The 12,941-nt window shown below is 62.7% G+C and carries 10 protein-coding genes and 1 pseudogene; 5 read left to right on the plus strand and 6 right to left on the minus strand.

All coding sequences use genetic code 11. The annotated features are described in order from the left end of the window. The first annotated feature begins 3 nt into the window (after positions 1-3). Positions 4-609 carry a L,D-transpeptidase gene (locus ACT6VE_RS10470; protein ID WP_444798552.1) on the plus strand — a complete coding sequence of 202 codons (606 nt, stop codon included), beginning with the start codon at positions 4-6 and terminating at the stop codon, positions 607-609. Positions 610-753: 144 nt separating this feature from the next. Here ACT6VE_RS10470 and ACT6VE_RS10475 read toward each other — a convergent pair whose 3' ends face one another. The 5 genes and pseudogenes from ACT6VE_RS10475 to ACT6VE_RS10495 form a co-directional block, all read right to left on the minus strand. Further along, positions 754-2,667: a protein kinase domain-containing protein gene (locus tag ACT6VE_RS10475; protein ID WP_444798553.1), complete on the minus strand. Its 1,914-nt coding sequence runs from the start codon at positions 2,665-2,667 to the stop codon at positions 754-756. 12 nt (positions 2,668-2,679) lie between these two features. After that, positions 2,680-3,135: a type III secretion system chaperone gene (locus tag ACT6VE_RS10480; protein WP_444798554.1), complete on the minus strand. Its 456-nt coding sequence runs from the start codon at positions 3,133-3,135 to the stop codon at positions 2,680-2,682. 174 nt (positions 3,136-3,309) lie between these two features. Then, positions 3,310-5,406, minus strand: coding sequence for a type II secretion system secretin GspD (gene gspD, locus ACT6VE_RS10485; RefSeq protein WP_444798555.1), 2,097 nt, complete (start codon positions 5,404-5,406; stop codon positions 3,310-3,312). Between the two features lie 921 nt (positions 5,407-6,327). Beyond that, a pseudogene (locus ACT6VE_RS10490) lies at positions 6,328-6,500 on the minus strand (IS30 family transposase); the annotation flags it as partial. A 137-nt stretch (positions 6,501-6,637) separates the two neighbouring features. Next, positions 6,638-7,315 carry a CerR family C-terminal domain-containing protein gene (locus ACT6VE_RS10495; protein ID WP_444798556.1) on the minus strand — a complete coding sequence of 226 codons (678 nt, stop codon included), beginning with the start codon at positions 7,313-7,315 and terminating at the stop codon, positions 6,638-6,640. A 109-nt stretch (positions 7,316-7,424) separates the two neighbouring features. Here ACT6VE_RS10495 and ACT6VE_RS10500 point away from each other — a divergent pair, with 109 nt between their 5' ends. From ACT6VE_RS10500 to ACT6VE_RS10515, 4 genes are read left to right on the plus strand one after another with little or no spacing between them, the layout of a single operon-like run. Further along, a complete protein-coding gene (locus tag ACT6VE_RS10500) occupies positions 7,425-8,348 on the plus strand; it encodes an efflux RND transporter periplasmic adaptor subunit (protein WP_444798557.1) in 924 nt (307 codons plus the stop codon). Positions 8,349-8,352: 4 nt separating this feature from the next. Then, the gene (locus tag ACT6VE_RS10505) at positions 8,353-10,116 is read left to right on the plus strand and encodes an ATP-binding cassette domain-containing protein (RefSeq protein ID WP_444798558.1); all 1,764 of its coding nucleotides are present in this window, start codon (positions 8,353-8,355) and stop codon (positions 10,114-10,116) included. Further along, entirely contained in the window at positions 10,113-11,261 is a 1,149-nt protein-coding gene (locus tag ACT6VE_RS10510) for an ABC transporter permease (protein ID WP_444798559.1), read from the plus strand. The genes ACT6VE_RS10505 and ACT6VE_RS10510 overlap by 4 nt, the downstream gene beginning before the upstream one ends. Continuing rightward, on the plus strand, positions 11,262-12,380 hold the full coding sequence (locus tag ACT6VE_RS10515; protein WP_444798560.1) for an ABC transporter permease: 1,119 nt from the start codon (positions 11,262-11,264) through the stop codon (positions 12,378-12,380). 70 nt (positions 12,381-12,450) lie between these two features. Here ACT6VE_RS10515 and ACT6VE_RS10520 read toward each other — a convergent pair whose 3' ends face one another. Beyond that, positions 12,451-12,897, minus strand: a complete 447-nt coding sequence (locus ACT6VE_RS10520) for a VOC family protein (protein ID WP_444798561.1) — start codon at positions 12,895-12,897, stop codon at positions 12,451-12,453. Positions 12,898-12,941 lie beyond the last annotated feature (44 nt).

Consider the following 12,941-nt stretch of genomic DNA (forward strand, 5'->3'; position numbering starts at 1 on the left):
ATGATGAACCGTCGTACCCTCATGATAGGCCTGCCGCTGCTGTTGGCCGGCTGCAAGCCGGAACCCTACTTCGCCTCCAGTGCGGGCGTCGGTCCATCCGATCCGTTTCCCTTCTGGTCCGGGAGCCCGGATCGCTCGACGGGTGGCGCAGGTTCAGGGCGGGAGGTTGCCTATGCGGGTGACTATGCGGCGGGCACCATAGTGGTCGATACCGCGGCACGCCAGCTGTCCTATGTGCTCGGCAATGAGCGTGCCATGCGCTATCCCGTCGGGGTGGGCAGGGAGGGCTACACCTTTCGCGGTCGCGCTGTTGTTGGCCGCAAGGCGGAATGGCCGGCCTGGCACCCGACTGCCGACATGGTCCGCCGCGATCCGGCGCGCTACCGCCCGCTACAGGCCGGCATCCCAGGCGGGGAGCAAAACCCGCTGGGCGCGCGGGCGCTCTATCTCTATCTCGATGGCAAGGACACACTGTTTCGCGTCCACGGCACCAACCAGCCGGAGACGGTTGGAACGGCGTCGTCCAGCGGCTGTATCCGGATGCACAACGACGACGTGATCGACCTCTATTCCCGCGTGCCGATCGGTGCGCCGGTGGTGGTCGTTTGAGGTCGAGGATTTTGCCAGTCGGCCAAAGGATCGCAGGCCGGAGCCAGCATAGCGCCGGCCGTGGATCAAATCCGGCGGCCGGCGCGCTTGCAAAGGCTTTCGGCCTTCATCCGTCGGCAGCACGGAGAGCCCGCATCGTCCTGCTTAGATCATGCTCCAGAGAAGCTTGGCCTTTGCAGTCTCGATCGCGTCATCCTTGCCGCTGCCGATCGCTGCGATCAACGCCCGCGCCTCATCCGACCCCACACCAGGAGACTTGAGCGCTGCGCTTTGAAGCACGTCGCCGGCCGTGTAGCGATCCTTCGGCTTTGCTTGGAGCAACCCCGTCAGCAGGTCATCGATCGCCGCGTCTCCCGTCTTCACGCCGGCAGACCCGTTCAGCGGCTTGCCATCGTCGCCTCTTCCATCGGCCAACGGCGTTTCGGTTGGCTTGACGCCGTACGCTGCCAAACCGAAGGAATCCAATTGCGCGTCGGGTTTGGAAGACTCGAAGGGAAGGAACCCGGTCAGCATCTCGATTGCCGAGGCTCCCAAGCCCCAAGCATCGGCAGCAGACGTAATGAAGGCATTTTCCCTTACGCTTTTTATGGATTTGGCTTTTTCCGCATCTGCTATGCTTGTGGCAAGAGCTTTAACCGTTTTGTCATTCGCATTCGGAAGCAGGCTCTGAACATTTATGCGCGCGCTGTCGATCGCCTTTTTATAGTCCTTGTTACCCGCACTCCGTGCATCATCGTCTTTTTGAAGAATTTCCGGCGCCAGGTAATTTGCAACCGGGATAGCGCTGAAATGATTTATGCTCACGTCTTTTCCAAAAGCGGTCAATCCGAAGTCAGCGACTTTGATCACCCCATCCGAACCGACAAAACAATTCGACGATTTGAAGTCCAGATGCTGAACGCCCAGCCCCGTCATATGCTGGAGACCGAGAGCCATGTCTTTCAGCATCGTCAGGCGCAGCACGTCCGACTCGGCTTTTGTCATTTCGCCCTTCTCGACCATCTCGCTGATCGATTTTGATACCTTGAACGCATCACCGTTCGGAGCGATCTCCATCGCAAGGCCAAGCGTTCCGTCCGGAAAGCGGATTTCCCCCTTGAGGCCAAGCACATGTTCGTTGCCGTCGCCCTGCGCCTTCCTGTGCATGGCGGCTTCCTTGGCAAATTCGTCAACCGCTTTCGCTTTATCCTCGATGGACGCGGTATTTTGGGCCAGAGGCAGCTTGAGGGCGATTGTCTGCGACGGATTATCGACATTCCGGTATTCGAACGCCACGCCAAATCCGCCCTTGCCAAGGAGGCCTGCGGGCGCAAACTCCTGACCGCCGATCGTGATGTTGTGCAGGACATAGCCGTCGATGGTGGCTTTGCTGTTGGCCACAGCCCGATCCGGCAACATCTGCGAGACGGCGCGATTGACCGCCGCATCGACAAACGTTTCGATGCCGTCACTACTGCCACGCTCTTGCGTCAGGGCGGCCGTCAATTCCTCTCTCAACCGCGTCGCACCGGATCGGCCGAACGCATGCAGGTCTTCCTCGCCGACCCCCGGCTTGTTCCTGAACCCGGCGGCAATCCGGTCGCCGAGCCCGTCTGCGGACGGATCCGATAGGTCCGCGGCATTCACCCCGAGGTCACGCATGCTCAGGCCAGCGGCAATGCCGGACTGCGCATCCGGTTTGGCCAGACGCGGGGGCAACATATCGACGACCTTGCGGACATTCGAGGCGAGCGCGCCGATGTCGCCGGTGCGCACTGTCTGGCCGATGGCGTCCTGTGCGACATTGCCGAGGGTTCTAACGCCGATCTTGGCATCTTTCAGCGCGTTCATTTCATTGGAAAAAATCGTTTTCACCGCTTCGGCTGCGCGGTTTTCCCGTCGTTCGGCGCGCCCAAGCGCCTTGTCCAGGAAGGAGGACTTGCCCTCTTTCACGTAGAGAACCAGATCGCCGCACTCATTGTGTTTCGCACGCAGGGTTTTCGTCGCGTCCCCCTCGTGGCTGGTCAGCGCTTGCAGCTTGTAAAGCCGGGTGTTTGCATCAACGGTGATGTTCGCCATGGTCGCGCTCCCTCATGCCCGGATTGCGGTGGATAGATCGAAAGGTTCCGGCATGCTGACCTCGCCGCCGCCCGTCTGCAGGTAGGCCTGCCAGATGCGCGTGAGATCGGCCATGTTGACCGCGACCGTCACGATCTGCCTTGCGCTGATTTCCTCGCCGGCGAGGTCCACCAGTTGAACCATGGCGCCGCCACGACCGGTCAACGCCATGCGTAGCCCCCCGGTGGCGCGCCATAGGAGATTGTAGCTCAGCATCGTCTCGTAGACATCGGCGGCGCGCGCCCGCACCGGCGTTCCGATCTCGCTCGACAGGACGATACGGCCGCGGTCGGCTTCCACCTCAACGAAGACGTCCAGATCCTCGAAGCGGATGGCATAGGTGTCGTCTGGCGTTTTCAGGCAGGCGATGATGGAATCGTCCATAGCCCCGACGTCTTCCATCATTGCGGTGATGTCCGGAATGCTCATCGAAAACTCCCTTGTGATGAAACGCCCTACGCTTTGCGCCACCATAAGCGGTGCCGCATCGGCCGATGTCGCAAAGATGACAGACAGGAGAAGAGCACCCGGATCGCAGCCCGCGGCGGCCGAAAACATACCGGGCCGCACAAGGCGGCCCGGTATGGTCAGGGCGGGTGCGCCTTACGGCGCCTTGAGATCCCTGGTCCTGGTCTGGGTCAAGTTATGCATCTGTGCCTGCGATCCCTGCAGCATGCGCGTTATGCCCTCGATCTCGGAGGAACTGCGCACGACGCGCGGCGTGATCAGCACCAGAAGTTCGGTGCGATGCGCCGATGCCTTGTTCTGCTTGAAAAGCTTACCGAGGCCCGGCACCCGCGCGAGGCCCGGCACGCCGTTCTCGCCCTTCTCGATCCTGTCCTGGATCAGCCCACCCAACAGCAGCGTGCGTCCCGATTGGGCGAGGATACGCGAGGCAATATCGCGGGTGGCGATGGTTGGCGTCTGGCCGTCAGCGGTTTCCTGGCTGACCGGCGAGGAGACGGATTGCACCACGTTCAGATCGACGGAATTGTTGGCGTGGATGCGCGGCGTGATTTCCAGCACGACACCGGTGTCGAGGATATCGACATTCTGCGTGACCGTTACGTTGCCGCCATTGCTGGATGTCTGCGAGGTCGACACGAACGGGATCTGATCGCCGACCACCAGTCGCGCCGTCTGGCCATCGATAACGGTCAGATAGGGCGAGGACACGACCTTGACGCCGGTCACCGAGCGCAGCGCCCTGACCACGGCATCGACCGTCACGGAACCGATGCTGGTGCTCACACCCAACACGCCGCCATCGTCAGGCGACTGGCTTCCGCTCGGAATGCCCGAGCCGACGACGATCCCCTTGCTCTGCAGGAAGAACTGGATGCCGGTCTCCAGGCGGTCGGTGAGTTTGACCTCGAGAACGGTCGCCTCGATGATCACCTGGGCTTGCGCCACGTCCAAGGTCTGAACGACCTCGCGCATTCTCTTGTAGACCGAGTAAGTCGAGAAGACGAGAATGGAATTGGTGCGCGGATCGGCAACAATCCGGGTCTCGCCGGCCTGCGGCGAGGCAACCGAGACGTCCGAGGCTGCACCACCCTTTCCCTTTTCGGACGCGGCCGCACCCTCGCCGGCGACCGGCTGTCCCATCTCCGGGCCGGGAACCGCGAGTTCCGTTCCGTCCTCATTGTCGGACAGCACGGCCTTTGCCGGCGCCCGAAGGCGGGAGCGCACACCCGTCGACGAACGAACCTCCTCGGCAGAACTCTGATCGGACGGCCGGGAGGAGAATGTCGCATCCGACCCGAATATCTGCGCGAGTTGCGGCGCAAAATCGACCGCCTGCAAATGGGTCAGGGCAATGATGCGCAAGTCCGAGACATCCGTCACCGAGCGATCGATCTGCGCGGCGATCTGCCGGATGCCATCCATCAGGGACGCATCGGAGGTGCGCACGAAGATGGCTTGCTGGTTCTCAAGCGCCATCACCGTCACCGTGCCTTCGCCCGGGCGCAGGGATGGCGCATAGAATTCGTTAAGCTGGGCGGCCGCGGCTTCGGGCGAACTGCGCGTCAGCGGAATGATCGCGACCTTGTCGCTGCCGACCGCGGATTGCGACAGGGTCAGGATCATCTGCTCGACGGAATTGATGTCGTTGGGATTCGCCTGGATGATGACGCTGCTGGCCGAGCTTGTCGGCAGGATACGGACGTTTGCCGGCACGAGTTGCGATGCCAGCGCCACGACTCCCGCGGCATTGGCGCTCTTGAGCTTGACGACCCGCGTCACCTCCTCGCCCGTCCGGCCGACAACCGAACCGCCCTGCAGGGCGTCCATGTCGGCCTGGTTGCCGATCTGATAGACACCATTGGAAAATCGCATCAGGAACCCATTGCGCGACAGGATATCCCGCACGATCTGAAGCACGCGGCTCTTGGGAACGGGCTGTTCGGTGCGAAACGTTATCCCCCCCGGCAGGTTGCCCGGAGCGACGTAGTTTATCCCAAGCGCTCCGCCGAGAAGCTGCTTCAGCACATCGGCCAGAGACGCGTCCGTGAAGTCGATCTTCACGCGTTCGTTGGGGTCGAAGGTTGGTGGAACCACGCCGCCGAGGGTGCGCAAATCCTCCTCGATCTCCGCTCTGTCGCCCTCGTGACTGACGCGGAGCGACCCGACGAACCCGTCATATCGCGCTATGGTCGCGGTCACGGCCGTCTTGTTGAACGCCGCCTCGTTGATCACGGCCCCCGCCCTCGCGGGCTCGCCGTTCTGCAAGCGCGGCTGGATATCAGTGCTGAACTCATCGAAAACATCTGCAGTACTTGCACAACCGGCAAGCAAAAAGGCCAGGATGAAGGTCTTGAAAATCAGGCGCGAAAACGTGCGCAGCTGGTACAGCTGACGCGTCCCCCTCACCGTCCGGCCACCTGCGTCGTGAAAGCCCGATGAAACAACCATCAGTCCCGCATTTCGCAAGAGCAAGACACGCCAATGTTCATCATTACAAGATTTCTGCCACTCTTCACAAAAACGACCTGGAGTCGTCATCCCCGGCCCCATCTCCCAGCGGCCCCAGCGTGGCTGGCTGAACCCAGGAGCATATTCGCTAAGGCAGCCGATCTAAGCAGTGGCATGCTCCAAACACCATGACGGCGCGTCCCAACCTCTTGATCGCACGTCCCTTCTGCGGAGGAGTTTAGATGCCCCCAACCTGGTGTATGTCGCACCCGTATTCGTTCGCTTGCCTACCCTGGCCTGCGTTGTCAACGAAACCTGGTGTCCGTGAAACAGCTGGAAATGGTGGGATGGCGAATTCGAGCGTCAGCAAAAAGCGGTGGTCCACTAGCGCCTCCGGAATATTTGGCTCTAGCCTCGCACCATGTGTGATCACCTGATTGTTCAATACCCGCCCAGCCAATATGCCGACATCGGAGAGGCGGCGGCATCAGCCGGAGAACTGAAGAGCATCCCCCCGCCCTCTAGAAGAACAATTCGGTTACGCTCCAGATGGAATGCTCCATTCCCTTTGGCGCGACGGCGTCGACGGTTCGCCGAGATCGATCAGCGCAGCCCCGAGATAGGTCCGGAGCCTGCGGCACAGACCGGTTGGTGTCTCATGCGATGCGAGTTCATGCTGAACCGCGACTGGCGAGGCGGTTCAAGCTAGCTGGCATGCCTCATTTGCGCGAACAGTTTCCTACGAAGACTTCAGCCGGCGTTCGGTAGCCAAGGCATTTGCGCGGCGTAGCATCAAGCCGGTTGCAGATCACGATCAGGTCGGAATCGGTCACGGATAATGGGTCAACCCCTCTCGAAAGCCATTTGCGAACCCGGCTACCCGTTCGGCCAGCGACGTTGCGTTGGCCTTGCCGAGCCTCTTTCGAAACGAAAACCCCATCCTTGTGCCGCCCGAATCCAGGCCCGCGAAGAGTAATCGGTCTCCCTCGCCGGGACTTTCATGCAAGCCGCCCGCCTACCCGCCAAGCTCCGCCGCCACCAGTTGGGCGATGCCGCCGAGCGTAAAATTCGCCAGCCTGTCCGCCAGCGTCTCGTTGCTGACGCGCGCGCGGTCGAGCGGGGTCAACACCTCCGTCAGGCGTTTCTCGGCAATCAGCAGCATGAAACAGGGTGCCATGATCGACAGGGCGGCCTGGGCGACGAGCGGGTGATCCGGCGCCACGCCCATGATATGGGAAATGACACCGAAAATCAGGGCCTTCTTTGGCTCCAGTTCCTCGCGACGAAGCTTTTCGAAGTGGGGCGTCGGCGCGATCAGCTCACGCACGATGACCTTGGCCGGCCATGACGCGCTGCTTTCCGAGCGAACCACGCCGACCAGAAGGCCGATCAGCCGGCGCAGCCGGTCCTTCGGGTCCTGGTCAGTGGAAACCACCCGGGCGAGATCCTGATAGTTGACGAGCCGGCGGTGCGCCTCGGCCAGCACCTCTTCATAGAGCGGTTCGATCCCGCCGAAATGGTAGTTGACGGCGGCGGCATTCGCGCCGGCGCGATGGGCGATCTCCTTCGCCGTCGCGCGGTCAAAGCCCGATTCTGCAAAGACCGCTCCTGCCGCCTCGAGCAGGCTTGCCCGAGTCGCGGCGCCGTCAGGCCGTCCGCCAACCGTCGACGACCGCCTTGAACCTCTCGCCATTCCTGCTCCTCCTTGACCTAATTCAAATTTAGATTTAAAATTATGATTTGACAATCCCGTTTGGTCGCTCCTGACCGACTTCTAGGGGCGCATTTCAGGAACCAACAGAATGAAACGCCTCTTCATCGTTGCCCTGCTTCTGGCGATCCTCGCCGCTGGCGCCTGGTGGTATCGGCAGCGCACACAAGCGCCGGCCGAACTTGCCCTTTACGGAAACATCGACTTCCGGCAGGTAACCCTTGCCTTCAACGGCAACGGGCCGGTGACCGAGGTGCTTGTCGAAGAGGGCGCGCAGGTGAAAAAAGGCCAGGTCATCGCCCGGCTGGACACCAGCCGCATCGTACCGCAGATCGACCAGGCGCGCGCCAATCTGGTGGCCGCAGAGGCGGAGGCCGCTAATGCACGCGTGCAATTCGAGCGGCAGAGCGCGCTCGTCCCCCGCGCCGCCGCCAGCCAGCAGACGCTCGACAATGCCCGGTCGGCGGCGGCAGTAGCCGACGCCAAGGTCGTTGCGACCCACAAGGCGCTGGACCTGCTCGTCGCCGGAACGCGGATCGAGGAAATCCAGCAGGCTGACGCTCAATTGCGCGCCGCCGAGGCGCAAGCGGCCTTTCTGCGGGCGCAGCTTGCCGATACCGACCTCCGGGCACCGGTCGATGCCGTCGTCCGTTCCCGGCTGATCGAGCCTGGCGAGATGGCATCGCCGACACGCGCTGCATTTTCGCTCGTAACCATCAGCCCGAAATGGGTTCGCGCCTATGTTTCGGAAACCCAACTCGGGCAAATCCGCCCCGGGATGAAGGCAGAGGTTAGCGTCGATTCTATGCCCGGCCGCGCGATTGCGGGCTGGATCGGCTTCATCTCGTCGGTCGCCGAGTTCACGCCGAAGACGGTGCAGACCGAGGAATTGCGCACCAGCCTCGTCTTCGAAGTCCGCGTCTTCGTCGAAGATCCAGACAACGTGCTGCGCCTCGGAATGCCGGCCACCGTTCGGCCGCGTCTCGACGAGACGCCGCAGAAAAACGGTGGATGAGACCATGGACGAGCGGCCGCTCTGCCTTATCGCGAGGGATGTGCACAAGACCTTCCGCCAGAATACCGGCGAACCGGCCGAAGCGCTTGCCGGCATTTCGCTTGCGGTGCGCAAGGGTGCGCTGACCGCCCTTGTCGGCCCGGACGGTGCCGGCAAGACGACGCTTCTCCGCTTGGCGAGCGGGCTGGTCGCCGCGGATTCCGGCAGCCTGGAGGTCGTCGGGCTCGATGTGAGCGCCGTGCCGCAGGCGGTTCAGGACCGGATCGGCTACATGCCGCAGCGTTTCGGCCTCTATGAAGACCTGAGCGTGCAGGAAAACCTCGACCTCTATGCCGATCTGCACGGCGTCACCGGTGCGCAACGTGCGGAAATCTACCCGCGCCTTTTCGAAATGACGCAACTTGGGCGGTTCAGGGAGCGGCCAGCTGGAAAACTCTCGGGCGGCATGAAGCAGAAGCTCGGCCTCGCCTGCACGCTGGTGCGCGCGCCGGAACTGCTGCTGCTCGATGAGCCGACGGTCGGCGTCGATCCGCTGTCGCGGCGCGAGTTGTGGGACATCGTTTTCAAGCTGATCCGCGAGGATGGCCTTTCGGTGGTCGTCGCCACCTCCTATCTCGACGAGGCGGAGCGCTGCGACCATGCGGTGCTGATGCATGCGGGCAAGATACTCGCCGAAGGGCCGCCGGCGGAGATCACCGCCAAGGCGGAAGGCTGCTGCTTCCTCGTCAACGGACCGCCAGGCCTGCCCGCCCGCTCCCTGCAAGCCCGCCTGTTCGCCCTGCCCGGCGTCGTGGATGCCGTGCCGGAAGCCGGGCGGGTCCGGGTAGTGCGCCGGCCCGCCCAGCAGGACGCCGCCCTGCAGATCGAGGGGCTTTCGCTCGACACGGAACCGGTCGAGCCCCGCTTCGAGGATGCCTTCATGATGCTCTTCGACAGCGTTGCGGGAGAACGGGACCGTGCCAGCCACACGGCGATTGGCGCGGGTGGAAGGGGTTCGGGTGACGAAACGGTCGTCGAGGTGCGTGACCTCGTGCGCATGTTCGGCGATTTCACGGCCGTCGATCATGTCAGTTTCAGCGTCCGTCGCGGCGAGGTCTACGGGCTTCTCGGACCGAACGGCGCCGGCAAGAGCACGACCTTCCGCATGCTCTGCGGCCTGCTGCCGGCGACCGGCGGCACGCTGAAGGTGGCAGGCGCCGACCTGTTGCGGGCGGGCGCGAAGGCCCGCGAACGGCTCGGTTATGTCGCCCAAAAATTCTCGCTCTACGGTCAACTGACGGTCGACGAGAACCTGGAATTCTTCGCCAGCGCCTATGGCCTGCGCGGCAGCGGTAAGAAAGACAGAATCCGCGCGCTGAAGAACGAATTCGCGCTTGAAAGCCTCTCCGATCTGCCGAGCGGCCAGCTTCCCGGTGGCTTCAAGCAGCGCCTCGCCCTAGCCGCAGCACTCCTTCATGAACCGGATATCCTTTTCCTCGACGAGGCGACGAGCGGCGCCGACCCCATCGCCCGGCGGCAGTTCTGGGGCCGGATCACCGCTCTTTCGGAACAGGGCGTGACCGTCATCGTGACGACCCATTTCATGGAAGAGGCGGAATATTGCGACCGGATCATCATCCTCGATGCCGGCCGGAACCTTGCGGAGGGAACACCTCTCGAAATCCGCGAGCATGCCGCAACGTCGGACGAAGCCGCCCCATCAATGGAGGAGGCCTTCATCGCGATCGTCGAGCGGGAGCGGCAGAGGCGAACGGAGAAGGCGGCATGAGCGGGCGTTCCGACCAGTCCGGCGGTCTTGCCGCGTCGCTGCGCCGGACGCGCGCCCTGATCCGCAAGGAAACGCGGCAGCTCCTGCGCGACATCAGCAGCATCACGATCGGCATCATCATGCCCGTCACGCTGCTCATCCTGTTCGGCTACGGCATCAACCTGGACGTCGAGAACGTGCCCGTCGCGATCCTGATGGACGACAGTTCCGTCGAGGCGCGCGGCGTCGCCGCCGCCTTCGAACTCTCGCCGTATTTTTCCACGCGAACCGTCCACACAATGAACGAGGCCGAAAGGATGCTGATGGCCGCCGACGTGCGCGCCATTGTCCGCATCCCCTCGGATTTCGCCCGCAGCATCGATCTCGGCGCAGCAGAGGTTCAGTTGATCATCAACGGCGCCGATGCCAATACCGCGCGCATCTCGCTCGGCTATGCACAGGGGGCCGTCGGCATCTGGGCGGCAAAGGAGGCCGCGCGCACTGGCGGCATCGTGAGCGGTGGCATCGTCATCGAGCCTCGCCTCTGGTTCAACGAAGCCAATGACAGCAGCTACTTTCTCGTGCCTGGCCTGATCGTTCTGGTGATGACCCTGATCGGCGCCCTGCTGACGGCATTGGTGATGGCGCGCGAATGGGAACGCGGCACGTTCGAGGCGCTGTTCGTGACGCCGGTCCGCTCGAGCGAAATCCTTCTCGGCAAGACCGTGCCCTATTTCCTGCTTGGCCTGATCGGCCTTGCGCTCTGCGTCGTCGGCAGCAAGCTATTGTTCGGCGTGCCGCTGCGCGGGTCGCTCGTCATCCTGACCGTCGTGTCGATGCTCTACCTGCTCGTCGCCCTCGGCCTTGGCCTCGTCATCTCTTCGGCGACCAAGAGCCAGTTCGTCGCAAGCCAGGTGACGGTGCTGCTCACCTTCCTGCCGGCGATGATGCTGTCCGGGTTCATGTACGACCCGCGCAGCATGCCCCTTGCCGTCCAGGTGATCACCTATGTGTTTCCGGCACGCTACTTCGTGACGCTGCTGCAGACACTTTTCCTTTCGGGCAACAACTGGAGTGTCATCCTTCCCAATGCCGCCGTTCTTGCCGGAATGGCAATCGTGCTCCTGACACTTGCCGCACGCCTCACGCGCAAGAGGATTGCCTAGATGCTGGCCTCTTTTCTTCGCATCCTGACCCTCATCCGCAAGGAGCTTCTCGTCGTCCTGAAGGATCCGAAAAGCCGCGCCAGCCTCGTCGTGCCGCCGATCCTGCAATGCCTGATCTTCGGCTACGCGGCCACCTACGACCTCAACAGCGTGCCCTATGCGCTGGTGGACCAGGATCGCAGCACCGCGTCGATCGCCCTGGTCGCCAAGCTCGAAGGCTCCGGCCTTTTCCAGCGGCAGGGCACGTTCACGCAGACGGCCCAAGCCGCACCGCTTCTCGATGCCGGGCGCGCCATGGTGATCGTGGTGATCGGACCCCGCTTCGAACGCGACCTCGAGGCGGGCGCGACGGCCCCCGTTCAGGTGATTGCCGATGGCCGGAATTCCAACACCAGCGGCATTGCCCAAGGTTACGCGAGCACGATCATTGGCGATTTTGCGGCCGCTCGGCAGGCGGAAACGGGTGCCAGGAGTGCAGGCGTCAAGGTATCGACGCGCGCCTGGTTCAATCCGCAACTCGAAACCCGCTGGAGCATGGTCCCGTCACTCATCGGTACCATCACCATGATGATGACGATGATGCTGACTGCGATGTCCGTGGCACGTGAACGGGAAGAAGGCACGTTCGACCAGCTTCTGGTCGCTCCCTTCACACCGACGGAGATCATGATCGGCAAGGCCGTGCCCTCGATGATCGTCGGCATCACACAGGCCTCGGCGATCCTGCTGGTTGCGCTCTTCTGGTTCCAGATCCCCTTCGCGGGATCCCTCTTCACGCTCTATGTCGGCCTGGCCCTCTTCCTCGCCGCCGCCATCGGCTTCGGCCTCTTCCTCTCGTCGCTTGCGGGAAACATGCAACAGGCGATGATCCTGTGCTTCGTCTTTCTCATGCCGTTCATGCTGCTTTCGGGCCTCGTGTCACCAACCGACAACATGCCCGCCGCCCTGCAATACCTGACGATGATCAATCCGCTGACCTACGCCATCCGCATCACCCGCACGGTCTATCTCGAAGGTGGTCAGTTCGCCGAACTCCTCCCCGACATGCTGGCGCTCGTCGCAATCGCGGCGGTGACGATGCCCATCGCCGCCTGGATGTTCAAGCACCGGCTGAACTAGCGGGCACACAAATAGGACTGCCGGTGCAAAAGCAGCGCCGGCAGTCCCTGTCCGAAAGGCACAAGGCCGATCAGCCCTGCGACGGTTTCCAGTCGCCCGAGGGGATGCTGTTGATCATCCAGGGCACGCCGAACTTGTCGACCAGCGAGCCGAAACCGGGGGACCAGAACGTCTCCGCGAACGGCATGACCTGCTTGCCGCCTTCGGAGAGCTGATCGAACCAGCGCTTGCCTTCGGCCTTGTCGGTCGTATGCAGGGTGACGTCGAAACCGTTCTTGGGCTTGTCGACATTCGGCGCCCAGTCGACATCCATGTCGGCCCCCATCAGCGCCTGATCGCCGACGTCCAGCCAGCAATGCATCAGCCAGTCTTTGTATTTCGCATCGCTGATCGGCATGTCCGGCGGGGCATCGCCATAGGGCATCGCCGCGGTAATCTTGCCGCCCAGCACCTTGGCATAGAATTCGAAGGCTTCGCGGCACTGGCCCTGGAAACTCAGACTCGTCACGATCTTCATGGTTGGCTCCTCGTTATTATTCCTCCCTTCGCGGGCCGGCCGCC

The sequence above is a fragment of the Shinella sp. genome (assembly GCF_052438155.1).
In the GTDB taxonomy this organism is placed as follows: Bacteria; Pseudomonadota; Alphaproteobacteria; order Rhizobiales; family Rhizobiaceae; genus Shinella.

Bases quoted from the DNA above. Each gene is read 5' to 3' on its own strand.
- ACT6VE_RS10470 (WP_444798552.1), top strand. From the start codon at position 4: ATGAACCGTCGTACCCTCATGATAGGCCTGCCGCTGCTGTTGGCCGGC.
- ACT6VE_RS10475 (WP_444798553.1), bottom strand. From the start codon at position 2,667: ATGGCGAACATCACCGTTGATGCAAACACCCGGCTTTACAAGCTGCAA.
- ACT6VE_RS10480 (WP_444798554.1), bottom strand. From the start codon at position 3,135: ATGAGCATTCCGGACATCACCGCAATGATGGAAGACGTCGGGGCTATG.
- ACT6VE_RS10495 (WP_444798556.1), bottom strand. From the start codon at position 7,315: ATGGCGAGAGGTTCAAGGCGGTCGTCGACGGTTGGCGGACGGCCTGAC.
- ACT6VE_RS10500 (WP_444798557.1), top strand. From the start codon at position 7,425: ATGAAACGCCTCTTCATCGTTGCCCTGCTTCTGGCGATCCTCGCCGCT.
- ACT6VE_RS10505 (WP_444798558.1), top strand. From the start codon at position 8,353: ATGGACGAGCGGCCGCTCTGCCTTATCGCGAGGGATGTGCACAAGACC.
- ACT6VE_RS10510 (WP_444798559.1), top strand. From the start codon at position 10,113: ATGAGCGGGCGTTCCGACCAGTCCGGCGGTCTTGCCGCGTCGCTGCGC.
- ACT6VE_RS10515 (WP_444798560.1), top strand. From the start codon at position 11,262: ATGCTGGCCTCTTTTCTTCGCATCCTGACCCTCATCCGCAAGGAGCTT.
- ACT6VE_RS10520 (WP_444798561.1), bottom strand. From the start codon at position 12,897: ATGAAGATCGTGACGAGTCTGAGTTTCCAGGGCCAGTGCCGCGAAGCC.